The organism is Algoriphagus sp. PAP.12 (assembly GCF_026652115.1).
Lineage (GTDB): Bacteria > Bacteroidota > Bacteroidia > Cytophagales > Cyclobacteriaceae > Algoriphagus.
Map to the genome: position 1 here is coordinate 157,268 of NZ_JAPPSQ010000004.1, position 17,431 is coordinate 174,698.

A 17,431-nucleotide genomic window follows, 5' to 3' on the forward strand; every position below is an offset into this window, starting at 1 on the left:
AATGCCTTCGGACATTTTCTGCCTGATTGGGTCAAACGCTAAAAATCGACGGATTTCCGAACAAGTTCGGAACTAGCCGATTTTCTTAACGCTTGTTGACCTCAATCCGTCACCAGCCGCTTCAAAGCAAATGGTCCAATTTAATTAACAGGTAAAATTCTGATAAAGAGAAAAACAGATGTCTCGAAACTAAGTCGAGAACATCAATTTTAGCATGGACCCGCCTTCCAGTTTTGGGTGTTAAAAAATCAATTGTGAGGGTTGTAATTAGGAGGCCTGTCTGACGAAAATTTTGCAACCCCATATTCGCAATTTTGATAAGAATCAATGCAAAATTGAGGAGTTTGTCGACGTGTGGGGAGGAAATTGATTTTAACCCAAAAATGGACAGCGGTGGTCCCGCAGTTGTCGGGATTGGTCCTTTTTTACCTAAAGGAAAAAGGACGAAGAGATTAATTATCAACGAAGGGTGGATTTCACAACGTCTCTAAACCATATATATGTTGGTAGGATCAATTTGACAAAATAAATTCATTCGAAAATTTCATTTACTTCCCGGATGAAAATCCGTCAAAACCTGTCTTAAGTAATCACGATCCAAGTGTGTATAAATTTCTGTAGTCGTAATACTTTCATGTCCCAGCATCTCCTGAACTGCTCTCAAATCTGCCCCGCCTTCTATCAGATGGGTAGCAAATGAATGTCTAAAAGTATGGGGACTCACATTTTTTTCTATTCCAACTTTCTCCACTGCTTCCTTGATAATTTTGAAAACCATCACCCGGCTGAGTTTTTTTCCCCGTCTGTTTAGAAAAACATACTCTTCATTTCCTGAGGCGATTTGAAGGTGGTTTCTGACTTCCTCTTTATAAATCTTCATGTATTTCAAAGCATCCTTTCCAACTGGGACAAGCCGTTCTTTATTACCTTTCCCTATGATCCGCAGGAAGCCTACATCTTCAAAAACCTGACTTTGCTTCAATCCAACTAACTCGGAAACCCGCAATCCACTGCTATACAACAACTCCAACATGGCACGATTTCGATGCCCTTGGGCTTCACCTAGAGAAATCCCTTCCAAGATTTGGGTGATTTCATGGTAGCTCAACGTATCTGGAAGTTTTCTGCCTAATCTTGGAGCTTCCAATAGTTGGGCGGGATCTTTATCGATCAGCTCCTCATACATCAAAAACTTGTAAAAAGCCTTTACTCCCGAGATGATTCTTGCCAGAGTAAAGTCTGAGATTTCCAGTTCTCCCAATTTTCTAATAAAATCCCGCAATTGGTCTGTTGAAGCCTCTAAAGGAGACACTTCCGGGAATTCCTTTTCCATAAACCTTCCCAATTTTTCGGTATCGCTACAATAAGCTTCTATTGAATTTTGACTCAAAGATCGCTCAAGCTTGAGGTAATGTCTGAATTTCTTGATATAGGTTTCCCAGGATTTTTGCATAAATGCGTTTTCAAATTCAGGTCAAAAATAAAGCCACAAAAGCAGAAAAAATGCTCAATCAAGTAGTCAAAAAGGCAATTCCACTTGTATTTAAATAGATAACCAATTGATTTTATTTTACTTAAATCACACCAACCAAAAAATTGAGTTTGGGGATCACCTCGGTTTTTAGTACTTTAAAATCGACTTGATTCAAAATTTTGTTTCATGAGTTTGCCTTAAATCAATTTCAATAAACCTATCTACGTAGATTAATCTCTTCCCCTTTTTTCAAGGAATACATCAAGCTCGTAGGAAAAATCAACCCTAAACAAATGCAAAAACCTAATTTTTCATCCAGAAGAACTTTTCTGAAAGACATTTCCCTAATGACTGGCGCCTTGGCTTTGCCAGGAAGTTTACTCGCCTCCTCCCAACCTTTATCCACAAAAAAAATGAAACTGGGCCTAGTCACATATCTATGGGGCAAGGATTGGGACGTTCCTACATTGATAAAAAATTGTACCGCTGCCAAAATCTATGGAGTGGAACTGAGAGTGGATCATGCCCATGGGGTAGGCCTTAATTTGACGCAATCACAAAGAGCAGATGTCAAAAAGCGATTTGACGACAGCAAAGTGGAAATCGTTGGCATGGGAACCAATTTCGAATATCATAGTCCAGATCCGGCAGTACTAAAAGACAATATTGAGAAGACGAAGCAATGGTTGCAACTCAGTAAAGACGTAGGTGGATCCGGTGTGAAAGTCAAACCCAATGCTTTTCCGCAGGGTGTTTCTCATGAAAAGACCTTGGAACAAATCGGAAAAGCTCTCAATGAATTAGGCCAATACGCTTTGGATATGGGCCAGGTCATCCGATTGGAAGTCCACGGACATGAAACCCAAAACCTTCCCAACATCAAAGTCATGATGGATTATGTAGAGAATAAGGGAACTGGGGTTTGTTGGAATTGTAACCAAGAAGACTTGGATGGCCAAGGTTTGGAGTACAATTTCAACTTGGTCAAAGATCGACTTGGAGATACCGTTCATGTTCGTGAAATGAACTTGGGAGATTATCCTTATCAGGAGTTGATGAGCTTATTCTCTGGAGTGAACTATAACGGTTGGATTTTATTGGAATGTAGAACCGATCCAGATGATAAAGTCAAAGCTATGATTGAGCAGCGAGAGGTGTTTGAAAAAATGCTTAAAAACGCTTAAAACAATAATGGAGGTGATTGAATAATCACCTCCATTTATAGGATTTATCATTGATCGCCCTCATGGTACAGAGCACTCCATCCAAATGATCATATTCATGTTGAATCAATTCTGAAATTGCTCCCTCCACCTTCCAAACTTGCTTTTCCCGGTTTTCATCCACATAGGACAGTGTCAGTGATTGATGTCTATTCACCTTCACCAAAAGATTGGGAAAGCTCATACAATCATCCCACAGCTCAAATTTTTCAACACTCAAATCCTGCAGCACAGGATTAATGATGATATAAGGCTTATCCAAGTTGAGATAAAACAAGCGCTTCATGATCCCTAACTGTGGAGCCGCAATCCCTCTTCCAAAACCATAGACTTTTCGGATATCTTCCATTGCTTCATGAAGTTGATTTACCCAGTCTAAAACCTGTGGTAATTCAGACTTCACCACGGGTTTGCAAACTTCATACAGCCTAGGATCTCCCAGCTTAAGAATGTCATTGATGGTTTTCATTTCCTAATAATAATCGAAACAAATGAGTTTGTCATCTGAAATTTATTCCATTCCCTCCCCAAGCTTTCATTTTCAATGAGTCGGAATAGATCTATTTCCCTTACTTTTGCCCCATGAATTACCTATCGGTTGAAAATCTCAGTAAGGCTTTTGGGGAACGAAAGCTTTTTTCAAATATATCTTTCGGAATCTCCCAAGGTCAAAAAATCGCATTAGTCGGAATCAATGGGGCTGGAAAATCCACTTTGATGAAAATCATCATGGGATTGGAGATCCCAGATACCGGGCAAGTTGCTTTGAATCAGGCTGTCAAAATTGCCTATGTGCATCAAAACCCGGTTTTCGACTCCAATCTGAGCATTTACCAAACTATTTTCGACCAAAGTAATTCAGAGGTTTTGATAGTCATTGAGGCTTATCACAAGGCTCTTCTTGAATCCGAAAGGGGAATCGACAACTCCAATGAAATGTCCCGACTCTTCGAGCAAATGGATGCGCTTCAGGCTTGGGATTTTGAATATCAGGTGAAAGAAGTACTGGGAAAATTAGGACTTCATGACACGGATCTACCTGTTGGAAATCTATCTGGAGGGCAAAGAAAAAGAGTCGCTTTGGCAAAAGCTATTTTGGAGAAGCCAGACTTGCTATTGCTGGATGAGCCTACCAACCACCTAGATCTAGAAACTATCGAATGGCTGGAAGATTATCTCTCCAAAGCCAATTTGGCAATTTTCATGGTAACTCATGACCGTTATTTCTTAGAAAAAGTCACCAACGAAATATTGGAACTCGATCAGGGAAAAATTCATCGATACCTTGGAAATTATGGCTACTTCCTCACTAAAAAAGCCGAGCGAATGCAAATTGAGGATGTGGAAATTGAGAAGGCGAAAAGCCTTTACAAAAAGGAACTCGACTGGATCCGAAGGCAACCCAAAGCCCGAGGCACCAAAGCCAAATACCGTGTGGATGCTTTTGAGGAGACCAAAGAGAAAGCATTTACCAAAAGAGAAGAGAGGGACATTGAGCTCACTGTTTCCACTCAACGATTGGGAAATAAAATCCTGGAAATCGACAAAATCTCCAAAGCCTATGGAGAGAAAAACCTGATTGAAGACTTCTCCTATATCTTCAAAAAGAAAGATAGAATCGGGATCGTAGGACCTAATGGTGCCGGCAAAACAACTTTCCTGCAAACGATTACTGGACTAATCAATCCGGATCAGGGAACTGTTACTAAAGGACAGACCACTTTATTCGGTTATTATAGACAGGAAGAGGATCGATTTGACGAAGAAAAAAGACTGATCGATGTGGTCAAAGAAGTGGCGGAAGTCGTGGTCTTGGACAAAGGACAAACTATTACCGTCAGTCAATTTTTGACTCAGTTTGGTTTTCCACCGAAGCAGCAATTCACCCCTATCGGGAAAATGAGCGGTGGAGAGCGAAGAAGACTTCAGTTGTTGATGGTTTTGATTAAGAATCCGAACTTTTTGATCCTCGATGAACCGACCAATGATTTGGACTTGATGACCTTGAACATCTTGGAGGAATTCCTGGATACTTTCCCAGGCTGCTTGATTATCGTTTCTCACGATAGATACTTCATGGACCGATTGGTAGAGCACTTATTTGTATTTGAAGGAGAAGGTAAGATCAAGGACTTCCCTGGCAACTATACCGATTTCAGAGAATGGGAAAAAGAAAACAGTAGCAAGAGCCTAGAATCAAGTACCAAGACTTCAGAACCAAAAACCGAAGTTCTAGAGATTAAAAGTGATCAAACTGAATCTTCTCCAAAAACTAAAGCAAGCTATAAGCAAAAGCAGGAGTTTAAAAAGACGAATGAGGCCATTGCTAAATTGGAAGTGGAAAAGGAAAACATCACTCAGAAAATATCCGAAGGGATAGATGACCATGAGAAGTTGATGAAGCTTTCCAACCGAATTGGTGAAATAGATTCCGAGCTGGAAGAGTTGGAAATGATTTGGCTGGAGTTAAGTGAATTGGAGGGGATTGAAGGCTAAAAGCTTTGAAATATGGTGGAAATACAATAAAAACAAACCTCCCTCTGGTCGGTGAAATACTTTGAAAATAAATTAGTTTTCGTAGGCGAGCGAGGCTATTTCGACCCCCAGAGGGTGTCATATTTCATGAAATTTATTTCCATTGTATTTCATATATTACCCTTCAAAAAATCCTGCCTCAAATCTTCAGGAAATTTCTCAATGGCATAGCGAAGGGCTGTTCGGGGCATGGATTGATAATGGTCTTTCAAAAAATCAAACTCCACATCAAAATCCTTGTTCCCTATCTCTCGAAGCATCCATCCCACAGCTTTGTGCATGAGGTCGTGGGGATGGTTTTTCAGCATTTCAGCCAAAGCCAAGGCATCTTTATATTCCCCCCTTTTGATCCAATAGTACGAACTGACCATAGCTACACGTTGGCTCCATAGGTGATTCTTTTTGGCCAAATCATAAAATAAGCTTTTCTCCTTGTCGAGGTAGTATGCTCCCAAAATCGGATGACAAGAAGTATCCACCAAATCCCAATTATTGACAAATTCAAGATGATTAAGGTAAAAGTCAACCAGCTCTTTTCTGCCTTCTTCTGTTTTGGTCTTTTGATAACGATACACCAGGGCAATCACAGCAGTCAATCGAACCTCATGAATTGGATTCTTTAGCAACTCTTCCAATTCTTCCAGACTGATTTCTTTGAAAAACTCTTTGGCAACTTTTCGCTGGTCAGGAACCTTTACCCCAAAAAACTGATCTCCTTCTCCATACTCACCCGGTCCCGATTTGAAAAATCTCGGAAAAAAAGCTGTTTTTTCAGGAATGGCTTTATCCTTCAGCGCTTCAATAATTTGCTCGGTCAACTCACTCATTCCTAAAAGTAAAAAAGGCTGATCAATTGACCAGCCTTTCTTTTAAAAGTCATCCCCCATATCGTCTCCTCCTTCTCTTCGAGAGCCCCTTTCACCTTGTTTTTCTTTAAATCCTCCAAATCGATAGGTAAAGGATAAAGTCCCGATTCTGGTTTCTCTTTGGAATTTTCTAAACTGGGTAAATCGAGGATCTTCTGTCGTAATCCTAAAGTTTCTTGTATTGAACACATCGGAAACATTCAAACTGATCGTACCATTTCCTTTGAGTACATCCTTTCGCATCCCTACATTCAGAGTCCATTGTGGTTCGATTTGCCCCTGAGGCAAAACGATCGGTCCTCGATAGTTTCCTTGGAACTGTACATTAAACCATTTTGGTATCAACCAATTCCCCAAAAAGCTCAAGGTCCAGCTGAAATTCTCATTGCTAAAGCCTCCTTCGATATTTTCTCCATTCACTTTAGAATAAAAGAAGTTACCGGTAAGCGTCGCATCAAAATTGTTGGTGACTTGAACTTGGTTTACCAATTCAAAGCCCGTTGCAGAGCGAGTATCCGCATTTTCTCTACTTTGGATGGCCACATTATCATCGGTAATTCTGGTAATTCTCGTTTCTACATTGGTACTGTATCGATGGTAAACAGTCGCATTGAGTAAATATCTTTCCCAGCCTTTCATATAGCCAAACTCATAGCTATCTGTGTATTCCGGTTGAAGAGCGGGATTACCAATACTCAAGTTGTATTGATCTCTTACCCGATAAATAGGAGCCAAATCCCACATTCTAGGCCTGGATATTCTTCTGGTATAGTTAGCTGTCAGTTCATTTTCGGTCCCCAAAGTATAGCTCAAAAACATACTTGGAAAAAGGTTGAAGTAATCATTGGGGTAGCTTTCCTGATTTCTGACCGTCTCTCCTAAAGTCTCGGTATACTCAGCTCTCATTCCCAATTGATATCCAAAGTCCCCTTTCTTATTTCTATAGGTAAAATATCCAGCATAGACATTTTCCATAAAATCAAAGGTGTCAGTCAATGAATCTACTTCTATGGGTTCAAAATCAGTGAACTGATCTCCTTGGGCAAAAGTTTGTCCCCACATCCAGTTCCCAAATGTTCCTTTCAATCCGGATTCAATCTTTGCCCCTGACTCAAATGGCTTTTCATAATCCATCTGAAAGACCACCAGGTTACTTTCTCGAGGTCTGTCATTGGTTTGGGTCAATCGCTTAGTTGGATCACTTGCTCCTTCCGAAGTCAAAAACATTTGCTCATAAAACTCCTCCTGACCACGATCATCATATGCATATGAAAGAGAAGTATACAGCCTTTGTCCAAGACTATCCAAATTCAAGGTATAATTGATTCCCCCTTCATAATTCTTGCTCTTACTGAATTCTTCATTTTGCCTGACAAAACTTGAATCCAAAGTCCCCGTGAGACTCAAGTTTTCTTGGTTGATATCTGCGTACTCTATCTCATCATCAAAATTCCCCTGAAAATATAAGCCCAGCATTCCTTTGGGAGAAATAGAATAATCAACCCCTGCTCTAAGCAAATGGGTCTTTTCCAATTCGTAGCCGTCTTGAACTTGACTTAGTGTCGGAGAAAAGCCTTCAATATCGGTCGTTCTGGTCCCCTCTCCCTTTTCAATCTGCCTTCTATTTTGGTAATTATAAGACATGTAATAATTGGCCTTTCCAGTACCATAGTTTAGATTTACTCCCGCTTGATACTTTTCACGAGTACCAATAGAAGCATCCACTTGGCCATTAAAGCCCAATTTTTCATTCTTTTTCAAAACAATATTGATGATCCCTCCCACTCCTGTGGCATCGTATCTCGAAGAAGGGTTGGTAATTAATTCTACTGATTGAATACTATTCGCAGGAAATTGGGCAAGAATACTTTCTGTATCATCGCCTGAAAGGTTAGAAGGACGTCCATTGATGTAAATAAGAATATTTCCACTCCCACGCATGGTGATTCCCCCTTCATCGTCGACTTGGATAGAGGGAAGAGTGGAGAGTAGTTGAGCCGCTGTTTGACCTTGGGAAACGATACTATTCTCAACATTATAGGTTCGCTTGTCTATATCTGATTCAAACATGGATGTTACGCCCTCCACCACTACTTCATCTAAATTTTGTGAGTCTGGTTGAAGCTTGATTACTCCGAAATTGACATGGTTTCTATCTCCAAGATCGATTTTTTCGAAATACTCCTCATATCCAATAAAACCAACTCGGAAAATGTAGTTTCCGCTAGCCGCGTCAAAGTCAAAAGCACCATCCAAATCAGTCATACCTCCAGTCACAACTGATGAATCCTGAACACTGAGTAAGGCAATATTGGCAAACTCCAATGGTCTACTCTCTTCCAAGTCAACCACTTTTCCTTTTAAGTTGATTTGTTGAGCTGAAATACTCCCTGTAACAAATAAAAAAAGGAAACATGTTATAGAGTACATTTTAAGCATTGATAAAGGGTTTTGGGTTAGTAAGGCTCAATAAAAAAAACTCACAATTATTTAATAATCAGAGAGTTCATACTTTATTAACTAAAAACCAGCCTTTCTTGTTTCGAACCACCCCATTAATCCTACCTATGGAGTAGACTAATGATAAGCTGCAATAACTCAGTTTTAGCGGGACTGGAAAGAGAGGATTATAATCGATAAGAAGATTTGTAAGGCACTAATAGTTATATTTGAATATGCGGACTCAACACCTGTCTGTCGGCGCATTTCATTTTTTAATGCTGACAATTTTTTTCTTCTTTTTATCTCCAGCGACATTTGCTGTGCAGGACTCTATTTTCCAAACTGAGGAGTTAGAAGGTAAATTGGAGAACTCCGAATTACCCGATTCGACACGCTTTCAATTGACTCTACAATTGATTCATTTGTATGAAAAATCCGCTCAATTCAAGGCTCAGGCAGAGAAATCCATAGCACTCTTTCACACTTTTAATCCTGAGGCTAAATCAGACACTCTCAAAAAAGACATTTTGCTAAAGGCCCTCTCGCATGAAAGTGAACTCAGGGAAAGTGAGCTAAAAGGCAACCTTCATCTCAAACTTGCAGGAGCTTATTTCAATCTTTACAATTTTGATTCGGCAATTCTAGCTTATTCAGACGCACTTGAAAGATTTACCAACCAAGACTCTATCTATATAGCTGATACTTACTTTTTCCGAGCTCAGGCAGAAGACTATCAAGGGAATTTCCTACGAGCAATGCAGGATTATCATCAAGCTCAAGATATTTATGAGGCCTTAGGAGATACCGAATATGCAAATTATGTAAGAGCAGGGGCGGCTATTCTCTTTAGTAAATATGGACTGTATGCAGAAGCAGATTCAGTCAGGCAAGAACTCATATCAGATGCTGCTTCAAAAGGAGAGGTTGAAAATCAAATTACCCAACTTTACAATCGGGCCAATGACTTGAAAAAACAAGGTCTTAGCTCCCTACAAATTAAAAATTTGTTGAAAGCAGATTCTTTGCGTCAAACAGGTGAAGTCAGACCTTATATTCCTCCTATTCTCTTATTCAGTATTTCTAAATTTTTTGGAGAGCGTCTTCAACTGGATAGTGCCGAATTATATTTCAATAGAGCTGTCCAAGAAATGCAAATATCCTCTGAGGTGAATGAAAATCACAATTCTTATCTCATAGCGAAGGCAAGAATAGAATTGATAAAAGGCAATCCTTCCATTGCTTTGCAGTTAGGAAATAAAGCTTTGACTCAAGCAGAATCTAGTGGGGATATGGATCACAAACTGGAAGCCTATGAGCTTTTGGAAGATGCTAATGAGAAACTGGGAAACACCGCATCGGCATTACAATTTCTGAAAGCAAGAAATCATTACCAAGATTCTATTTTCGAATCCAATCAGAGGAATAGCTTCTCTTATTTTCAAACTCTGTATGAAACCGAGAAAAAGGAAAAAGCAGTTTTAGAAAAGAGTATGGAAGTAGAAAACCTAAAGCAAGTTTCTGAAAAAAGAACTACCCTTTTCACCTTTTCCATGGTAGGACTATTAGCACTTGGTGGTTTCGGATTTTTAATGATCAGGCTTAAGTCCAGCAAGAAAGAAAAGGAGCTTCAAGAAAACTTTTCCAGAGAATTATTAAAAACGCAGGAAGAGGAACGCAAAAGGATATCCAAAGACCTTCACGATGGGCTGGGTCAAAGTTTACTGCTGATTAAAAACAAAGTAATCCTAAATCAACCGGAAAATGCTGGAGAAATGTTGGATACCGCAATCAACGAGCTGAGATCAATAGCGAGGTCCCTGCATCCCATGCAGTTGGAAAAACTTGGGCTTTCCATGGCATTGGAACAGATGCTTGACCAGATTGACCGGGAGACTGAATTGTTCGTAAGCACTGATATTGAAGATCTAAAAAATAAAATCCCTAAAGAGACTGAGCTCCAACTATACAGGATCGCCCAGGAAGCGATCAACAATATATTAAAACATGCAGAAGCGGAGGCCTTGAGGGTGAACTTAAATATCACGAGAGGAAAGCTTTTACTTCTGATTGAAGACAATGGAAAAGGCTTCGATTTTTCTGAAAAATATCAAGATTTTCAAAGCCTTGGATTAAAAACTCTCAAAGAGAGAACCGCTTCTATTTCTGGGGTGATGAATATTAACAGTGAAAAGGGAAAAGGTACCACATTAAGGTTTTTTGTAAATGTCGACTAATAAAACACAGGTGATAATTGCCGATGATCATCCCATTTTGTTGAAGGGTCTGGAAGACTTCTTAAGTGATCTTGGCTTTGATGTTATTGCTGCCGAATCCAATGGATTGGACACCTTGGAAAAGATCAAAAATTCCAAACCACCTCTGGCAATCCTAGACTTGGAAATGCCAGGTCTTACAGGTCTAGAGGTAGCTAAAAACTGTAAAGACATTGGAATTGACACCAAGTTTATCCTTCTCACCCTTCATAAGGAATTATACTTTTATCATCAGGCAAAGGACTTAAACCTATCGGGTTATATACTCAAAGATTTCGCATTGAACGATCTTTCCAAAGCAATTGAGATTGTTTTAGATGGCGGGACATTTTTTAGTGAAAAAATATTTGAAGAAATAGAAAATAGCTCCGTAAATGGAGAAGAAACTCAGCTCACCCCTTCCGAAAAGAAAATTCTACGGCTTATTGCTACAGGTCTTTCATCCAAAGACATCGCAAATAAACTCTTCATTTCAGAGAGGACTGTCGATAAGCATAGATCCAATATGATTTCTAAGCTAAATCTTGAAAAAAAGCATAACGCGCTGTTAATCTGGGCTCAAAAGAACAGGAGCTTCATTGAATAAGAGGGTTTTAATGAAAAATACGTATTAATACGTATTGATCTTGGTCATCATAAAACATAGCTTTGAACTATACATTAATCTATTTTTTATGAAGATCTCAAGCTCTCTTGGCAATTTTAAAATAATCCAGACTGCCCAAAATAAAGATGAACTACTTCTTTTAGGGTCTTGGAAGGATTTGGTTAGACTTTTTGATAGCAGCAGAGCATTTTTAGTCAATCGGACGGAAAACACATTTGGTGTTTATCTCTGCAAACAAGAGTGTGCCGATTTTTTAGGGAAGATGCTTCAACAGATTGATTACAATGAATGGGACGATCTAAAAATGGATTCTAGTTTCTTCGAAAAAAGATATTTAGCGTAAGGGTGATTATTTTTTTGCAACAAAAACTTCCAAAGCTGCGCGGATCAAATGGTCCACGGTTTTTTCAGCTTTTTCATCAAACGTTCCCAAAGGTCGATTAGCCACGATAGCATTTAGGCTTAACATGTCATGCCCAAGTAATTCCCCCATGGCATAGTATCCTGCTGTTTCCATTTCAAAGTTTGTCAACTCCCTCCCGTTGATTTTCAAACTTGAAAGTCTTTCAATAAACTGATCGAATCGAGGTCTAAGTCTTATTTCTCGACCTTGAGGCGCATAAAACCCAGGACAGGTCAGAGTCACTCCTTTGACAAATTCACTCCCTAACTTTGACATTAGCAATTGTGATGCATTTGCTTGATAGGGAGAAAATCCCAACCCCAATTCCTCTTTCACAGCCTTTCCGATTTCTTGAGATCCAGACAATTTTGGGTAATAAGCCATCAAAGAATCCATTCCGATTGCTATCTCAGATGCTAAAAGAGAACCAATTGGGATACTTCCCTGCATGCTACCAGAAGTACCTAATCTGATGATCTGGAGCCTGGTTTTTTCTTCTTTCTCTTGACGAGTTTCTAGATCCACATTGACCAGTGCGTCAAGCTCTGTCATGAAAATCTCAATATTATCGGTTCCCATGCCAGTACTCATTACGGTAACTCTCTGACCATTTCTCCAGCCAGTATGAGTAACAAATTCTCTTTTGCGAATCTGAAAGTCTATCTGATCGAAATACTGAGAAACCAAAGGAACACGATCAGGATCACCTACTGTAAAAACAAGTGAAGCCAGGTGCTCTGGCTTCAAATGTAAATGATAGATGCTTCCATCAGCATTAAGGATCAATTCAGATTCAAGAATTTGCCGCTTCGCCATGGAGTTGCTTTTCTTTTTTTGGTGAACGTTGTAAGCCTTTGTAGGGATTATACCCGTTGGATTGCTTTTGGTAATATCCCGTTCCGTCATAAGGACGCTTCTCAGGATGTACCTTACACTCAGTAGAACAAGCTCCTTCTAGTTCCCATCCGCACTCCTCACAAACAGCTACGTGAATATTACAGCTTGGATTGGCACAATTGACCATCCTATCGGAATGAGTTCCACAAACATGACATTTAGAAACCACAGTTGGGTTTACCTTATTCACGTCTACAGCGATTCGATTATCAAATACATAGCATTTCCCTTCGAAATCTTCTCCACCTGCTTCCATGCCATATTTAATGATTCCTCCATGTAACTGATACACATCCTCAAATCCTTGCTCCAACAAGAATGCAGAAGCTTTTTCACATTTGATCCCTCCAGTACAATAAGTCAGTACCTTCTTATTTTTCAAATGCTCCAACTCTTTCACTTTCTCAGGAAAGTCTCTAAAGTTGTCGATATCCAAAGTCAAGGCATTTTTGAAATGACCCAACTCATGCTCGTAGTTGGAACGAACATCCAAGATCACCACATCTTCTTCATCTTTCAATTTCCTGAAGTCTTCAGGCTCTAGGTGTTTCCCTGTTTTTACATTAGGGTCCAGGTGTCTCAATGAAGAGTGTACAATCTCAGGCTTGTATCTTACATGAATCTTTGCAAAAGCATGAGTCTCATGCGAATCGATCTTGAATTCAGTTTTTGCAAAACGAGGATCGGAATGAACATAGGCCATGTATTTTTCGCAATCTTCTTTCAAACCAGAGACAGTCCCATTCAAACCTTCGTCAGAAATGATGATTCGGCCTCTGATATTATTTTCTACACAGAAAAGGTGATGTTGCTCTCGATACTCTTCAGCGTTTTCAATTTTTGCGTAGCAATAGTACAGAAGTACTTGGTATTCTTTGTTTTTTTCCATAACTGAAGCCCTGTTTCGGCAGGGTGTTTTGGTTTTTTAGATTTAAATATAAACAGCTGGCAAATTTACCAGACAAAACTCATTTTTCAATCTATTGCTTTCCTGATCTTTCTCAGGAAATTCTTATTTCACTTTTGCAGCAGGATTCCCAAATACGGTTTCATTTGCCCCAACCGAACTAATCACTACAGATCCAGCACCTACTCGAGCATTTTTCCCTATAGTCACACCTGAGACAACGGTTACACCTGATCCGATAAATGCGCCTTCTTCAATTACAACTTCTGAATTGATAATGGATCCTGCACCGATTTGAACGAAATCACCAATCTTAGCTTTGTGATCCACGATTGCACCTGTATGAAAAATACAATGCTGCCCCATCTCAACTCCTGCACCTAAAGTCACTTTGGCATTGATGAAATTGCCATGACCGATCTGAGCATCTGTAGAAATATATGCCGTATGATGAATCGCATTGATCGGCTGAACTTTTCTTCGGTCGTTCAAAAGTTCTACCAAGAATTTCCTGTATTTGTTATCATCTACAGCAACAAACGCTTCGGTTTTCTTGCCTATCAGCTTCAAAAATCCGTCATCTTCTGTATGACCCAGTACCGGAACAGTATTGATTTCAGATCCATGAAGATTTTCATCTTCATCAAGAAAGCCATAAACGATCACTTGATTGCTGTTAAAAATTTCCAATGCAGGATGAGCTATACCTTTGGCTCCCAGAATAATTACCGGTTTTTCCATAATGTTTTTTGATTCGGAGTGCAAAATTACGGGAATATATGCGCATACCCAAACATCATTTGTTTTCGCTACGAATCAAGCTTTGAGCAACTTTACAGGAAAGACATTTCTTAGGAGTACAATAGTTTCGATAGTGACTAATCATTCCTTGTGTATCGAAAGAGTTCTGAGGCTTCCAACCGGATTCAAAAAATTTGCGGACGATAAAATTACTTTCAGCCGGCACCTCTTGTAGAAGATCAAAGCACCTTTCTTGCCATTTTGAATTTTGAAAATACCGCCCATAAGCAAACCAAATTGGAATGACATAATTAATGATCAACAAATTTAAAACCTGCTCAGAAATGCCTTTTGATACTTTTCTGGTGGATTCGCTTCCAAAGCGAATAGTGGTACTCCCAATATTCCGAAGGCTTGACCTGAAGTAACTTTTTAAATGCTGAAAAATCTCTACTTTCTTCTATTACGCTTCCCAATAGGCTGGGTGCCTGAGAAAGGATTGATGCTAGCTGAGCGATCCTTATGGTTAGGAAATTACTGGGTCTTGCCCCCATGAAATTCCAATAGCTTCTACTCAGTTTTTGATTCCATTGATGTTTCTTTTGATAAAACTGATATTCAGATTTAAGAAAATGAACATAAGGTTCATCACTTTGATCAGGTAGTAGCCCGGCAGCTCCAAACAAGATTGCCTCTAAGATGGGAAGCTGATTTCGGTATTTCAAAAGAATCTTATAGGGAACCAAGGATGCCAACTCTTTCATAGATTCAGCATTTAGCTTGAATCCGAATGAAACAAAAAGCCATCGGTAAGCCGTTTCTTCCCAATCATTATTGGTCTGCTTAAAAATCTCCAGAACCAAATTGGATTTTTCTTGAAGCCTTTCGACCAATGCTTTTTCCAAGGCAGAAAACCTAATAATGTCAGGAACTTGGCCTACAGCATGTGAACAGGGCAAATCTTCATTAAAGTCTAAAAGTTGCTCATAGCGTCTCCATATTTCTAAAAAAATCCTTCCGTCCAGTTCTAAGGTTGGCATTTCAGTTTCATCATTTCTGAGGACTTTTTTATCATTTTTCCAGACCACATGGAGAATGACAGAATTATAAGCTGGATCGCTGAAATGTGCATGCTGCTTCCATTCTGAGGCAAACTTATGAACCTCTACATGGCCATGAAAAATGACTCCATCCACCTCAATCATTGCTTCTCGAAAATCCGGGCCTTCTGTCAAATTATGGAATCCAACTTTGATGATTTGGACTTTTTGTCCATCTGAAGTGAGTAAGTCCTTTTTATCAAAATATTGATACTTCCACACTAGCTGTAAAAAATCTTCTCTAAAATTCATCAAAAAACTAATTGTTTATCAATTAATCTAATGATTTAATTAATCAATTTCAAAAGATTTCAATCCATAAAAAAAGCCGCATCCTAATCATAGGACACGGCTTTCACCATCTATCTAAACTATATTTTATTTAGCCCAGAACAACTTATTTGTCAAAACGTCTTCCGATTGAACGGCAGCATAGTTTGTAGAATTGTAAGTTGCTTCAGCTCCAGGATAAACCCATCTATAAGGAGGCTGGCTTTGCTGGTTGGACTGATCTGTCCAAAATTCTAGATCTACTAGATTCAATCTTCTCAATTCAGCCCAGTTTTCATTAGGCTGAATTACGTTGAAGTGCAACCATTTTTGCTCAGCGATCAACTTTAGCTTTTCTTCAGTAGAAGAGGCGGCCGCCCAAGAAACTTCTCCCTGAGCCAAGTAGGCATCTACATCCGCACTTGTAGGCACGACAGGTGCTGGAGAGTCTCCGTTGTTAGAGATACTTCTTAAATACTGATAGAAATCAACAGAAGCTTCAACCCCAGCCTCATAAGAAGCCTGAGCCATCGCGTCTTGACCATTTTTTAGGTAGTATTCAGCTGCTAGAAAATGAACCTCTGGGGCAGAGATGATAATCCCTGGGAAATTCTGGTTTCTGGACAATGTCGATCTATTATAGATCGTCAAAGTATTAGAGTTGACCAACTCATTCTGATCAGAAGCATTCATCAATGGATCCAAACCTAAGTATTCTCCCGGTGCTGCTTCAGTTCCTGGCTCAAACACATAAGTCAAACGTGGGTCTTCGTTATCAAGCATATGCTCTAAAATAGTCTTACCCGCCAAGTTTCCACTCCAATCTTCCAATCCACTCTGGAAAGAAGTGGCCTGCATAGCAGTACCTATCGTATAACCATCCCAAGCAATGAAATCCTCATTGGAAGTCACTACAGGGTAGGTACTTGGATTAGAAAGAATATCATTGATTTCAGAAGTGGCGCGTCCAGTGAATGCACTAGATCCACTCACACGAGTCAACATTCGAAGTCGTAAGGAGTTGATGTACATTTTCCAAAGATCCAAATCACCATTATTGATGAGATCCTGGGCTCTAAATTCAGTCAAAACACCATTACTAACAGTCAAATTATTCATCTCATCAGCCATCATTGCCAATTCATCCAGCATCATGGTATAGAGCGTCTCTGCATCATCATAAGGAGCATACGAATTTTCATAATCTCCGCCATTTTGACTTAGCATCCCAGCTTGAGTGAAAGGAATATCACCGTGAAGGTCTATCTCTCTTTGTGCCTGATCATACAGGAATGTTTTTGCAGCAATCATGTAGATTTTCTGGTCAGCTTTGGCAGCATCAGAAAGTCCATCATAAATTTTTTCTATCTCTCTGTATTGTGCAAGAGTCTGATAAAATGCATTCCAACGATCACCAATAGCAGCGGAACCCGGAACATATTGGTTCTCACCATTGACCCAGCCAATAGCTTGAGTATATCGGTTATTGGTAATTCGGTGAATGATGAAGTAATCATTATACGAAGGAAGCACATAGTTTCTATTCGTATAGATCATACCGGTAAACTGCTTTCCTACGGTAGTCTCTGCAACTTTTGAAGGATCTGTATAGTTATCAGCAAAGTCCGATTCTGTACAGCTTGCAAAAGAAGCTACTACAATTGCACCTATATATAAACTTTTAAATTTCATT

At 39.5% G+C, this 17,431-nt stretch carries 15 protein-coding genes; 5 read left to right on the forward strand and 10 right to left on the reverse strand.

Translation table 11 applies throughout. The features are described from left to right. Positions 1-544 precede the first annotated feature (544 nt). Positions 545-1,453: a site-specific tyrosine recombinase XerD gene (xerD, locus tag O0V13_RS07220; RefSeq protein WP_268034305.1), complete on the reverse strand. Its 909-nt coding sequence runs from the start codon at positions 1,451-1,453 to the stop codon at positions 545-547. A gap of 314 nt (positions 1,454-1,767) precedes the next feature. On the opposite strand from xerD, the gene O0V13_RS07225 reads away from it, so the two are divergent. Then, positions 1,768-2,658 (forward strand): sugar phosphate isomerase/epimerase family protein, encoded by an 891-nt coding sequence (locus O0V13_RS07225; protein WP_268034306.1) that lies wholly within the window; start codon positions 1,768-1,770, stop codon positions 2,656-2,658. Between the two features lie 25 nt (positions 2,659-2,683). Here O0V13_RS07225 and O0V13_RS07230 read toward each other — a convergent pair whose 3' ends face one another. Continuing rightward, positions 2,684-3,166, reverse strand: a complete 483-nt coding sequence (locus O0V13_RS07230) for a peptide deformylase (protein ID WP_268034307.1) — start codon at positions 3,164-3,166, stop codon at positions 2,684-2,686. 113 nt (positions 3,167-3,279) lie between these two features. On the opposite strand from O0V13_RS07230, the gene O0V13_RS07235 reads away from it, so the two are divergent. Then, on the forward strand, positions 3,280-5,193 hold the full coding sequence (locus O0V13_RS07235; protein WP_268034308.1) for an ABC-F family ATP-binding cassette domain-containing protein: 1,914 nt from the start codon (positions 3,280-3,282) through the stop codon (positions 5,191-5,193). A 149-nt stretch (positions 5,194-5,342) separates the two neighbouring features. Here O0V13_RS07235 and O0V13_RS07240 read toward each other — a convergent pair whose 3' ends face one another. Both O0V13_RS07240 and O0V13_RS07245 read right to left on the reverse strand, forming a co-directional pair. Beyond that, complete coding sequence (locus tag O0V13_RS07240) at positions 5,343-6,059, reverse strand: DNA alkylation repair protein (protein WP_268034309.1); 717 nt, start codon at positions 6,057-6,059, stop codon at positions 5,343-5,345. A gap of 42 nt (positions 6,060-6,101) precedes the next feature. Next, positions 6,102-8,537, reverse strand: coding sequence for a TonB-dependent receptor domain-containing protein (locus O0V13_RS07245; protein WP_268034310.1), 2,436 nt, complete (start codon positions 8,535-8,537; stop codon positions 6,102-6,104). Positions 8,538-8,815: 278 nt separating this feature from the next. On the opposite strand from O0V13_RS07245, the gene O0V13_RS07250 reads away from it, so the two are divergent. The 3 genes from O0V13_RS07250 to O0V13_RS07260 all read left to right on the forward strand — a co-directional run bounded on the left by O0V13_RS07250 (position 8,816) and on the right by O0V13_RS07260 (position 11,763). Beyond that, positions 8,816-10,774, forward strand: a complete 1,959-nt coding sequence (locus O0V13_RS07250; protein WP_268034311.1) for a tetratricopeptide repeat-containing sensor histidine kinase — start codon at positions 8,816-8,818, stop codon at positions 10,772-10,774. Then, positions 10,764-11,399 carry a response regulator gene (locus O0V13_RS07255; RefSeq protein WP_268034312.1) on the forward strand — a complete coding sequence of 212 codons (636 nt, stop codon included), beginning with the start codon at positions 10,764-10,766 and terminating at the stop codon, positions 11,397-11,399. The genes O0V13_RS07250 and O0V13_RS07255 overlap by 11 nt, the downstream gene beginning before the upstream one ends. A gap of 88 nt (positions 11,400-11,487) precedes the next feature. Beyond that, positions 11,488-11,763 (forward strand): hypothetical protein, encoded by a 276-nt coding sequence (locus O0V13_RS07260; RefSeq protein WP_073572721.1) that lies wholly within the window; start codon positions 11,488-11,490, stop codon positions 11,761-11,763. 6 nt (positions 11,764-11,769) lie between these two features. Here the strand turns inward: O0V13_RS07260 and O0V13_RS07265 are convergent, their stop codons facing one another. The 6 genes from O0V13_RS07265 to O0V13_RS07285 all read right to left on the reverse strand — a co-directional run bounded on the left by O0V13_RS07265 (position 11,770) and on the right by O0V13_RS07285 (position 17,430). After that, on the reverse strand, positions 11,770-12,639 hold the full coding sequence (locus O0V13_RS07265) for a nucleoside phosphorylase (RefSeq protein ID WP_268034313.1): 870 nt from the start codon (positions 12,637-12,639) through the stop codon (positions 11,770-11,772). After that, the gene (trhO, locus tag O0V13_RS07270) at positions 12,617-13,609 is read right to left on the reverse strand and encodes an oxygen-dependent tRNA uridine(34) hydroxylase TrhO (protein WP_268034314.1); all 993 of its coding nucleotides are present in this window, start codon (positions 13,607-13,609) and stop codon (positions 12,617-12,619) included. The genes O0V13_RS07265 and trhO overlap by 23 nt, the downstream gene beginning before the upstream one ends. Positions 13,610-13,732: 123 nt before the next feature. Then, positions 13,733-14,368, reverse strand: coding sequence for an acetyltransferase (locus O0V13_RS07275; protein ID WP_268034315.1), 636 nt, complete (start codon positions 14,366-14,368; stop codon positions 13,733-13,735). A 55-nt stretch (positions 14,369-14,423) separates the two neighbouring features. Continuing rightward, positions 14,424-14,693: a DUF2851 family protein gene (locus O0V13_RS21710; protein WP_442780912.1), complete on the reverse strand. Its 270-nt coding sequence runs from the start codon at positions 14,691-14,693 to the stop codon at positions 14,424-14,426. A gap of 13 nt (positions 14,694-14,706) precedes the next feature. Then, on the reverse strand, positions 14,707-15,720 hold the full coding sequence (locus O0V13_RS07280) for a DUF2851 family protein (RefSeq protein WP_268034316.1): 1,014 nt from the start codon (positions 15,718-15,720) through the stop codon (positions 14,707-14,709). 126 nt (positions 15,721-15,846) lie between these two features. After that, entirely contained in the window at positions 15,847-17,430 is a 1,584-nt protein-coding gene (locus O0V13_RS07285; protein ID WP_268034317.1) for a SusD/RagB family nutrient-binding outer membrane lipoprotein, read from the reverse strand. Position 17,431 lies beyond the last annotated feature (1 nt).

Bases quoted from the DNA above. Each gene is read 5' to 3' on its own strand.
- xerD (WP_268034305.1), bottom strand. From the start codon at position 1,453: ATGCAAAAATCCTGGGAAACCTATATCAAGAAATTCAGACATTACCTC.
- O0V13_RS07225 (WP_268034306.1), top strand. From the start codon at position 1,768: ATGCAAAAACCTAATTTTTCATCCAGAAGAACTTTTCTGAAAGACATT.
- O0V13_RS07230 (WP_268034307.1), bottom strand. From the start codon at position 3,166: ATGAAAACCATCAATGACATTCTTAAGCTGGGAGATCCTAGGCTGTAT.
- O0V13_RS07235 (WP_268034308.1), top strand. From the start codon at position 3,280: ATGAATTACCTATCGGTTGAAAATCTCAGTAAGGCTTTTGGGGAACGA.
- O0V13_RS07240 (WP_268034309.1), bottom strand. From the start codon at position 6,059: ATGAGTGAGTTGACCGAGCAAATTATTGAAGCGCTGAAGGATAAAGCC.
- O0V13_RS07245 (WP_268034310.1), bottom strand. From the start codon at position 8,537: ATGCTTAAAATGTACTCTATAACATGTTTCCTTTTTTTATTTGTTACA.
- O0V13_RS07250 (WP_268034311.1), top strand. From the start codon at position 8,816: ATGCTGACAATTTTTTTCTTCTTTTTATCTCCAGCGACATTTGCTGTG.
- O0V13_RS07255 (WP_268034312.1), top strand. From the start codon at position 10,764: ATGTCGACTAATAAAACACAGGTGATAATTGCCGATGATCATCCCATT.
- O0V13_RS07260 (WP_073572721.1), top strand. From the start codon at position 11,488: ATGAAGATCTCAAGCTCTCTTGGCAATTTTAAAATAATCCAGACTGCC.
- O0V13_RS07265 (WP_268034313.1), bottom strand. From the start codon at position 12,639: ATGGCGAAGCGGCAAATTCTTGAATCTGAATTGATCCTTAATGCTGAT.
- trhO (WP_268034314.1), bottom strand. From the start codon at position 13,609: ATGGAAAAAAACAAAGAATACCAAGTACTTCTGTACTATTGCTACGCA.
- O0V13_RS07275 (WP_268034315.1), bottom strand. From the start codon at position 14,368: ATGGAAAAACCGGTAATTATTCTGGGAGCCAAAGGTATAGCTCATCCT.
- O0V13_RS07280 (WP_268034316.1), bottom strand. From the start codon at position 15,720: ATGAATTTTAGAGAAGATTTTTTACAGCTAGTGTGGAAGTATCAATAT.
- O0V13_RS07285 (WP_268034317.1), bottom strand. From the start codon at position 17,430: ATGAAATTTAAAAGTTTATATATAGGTGCAATTGTAGTAGCTTCTTTT.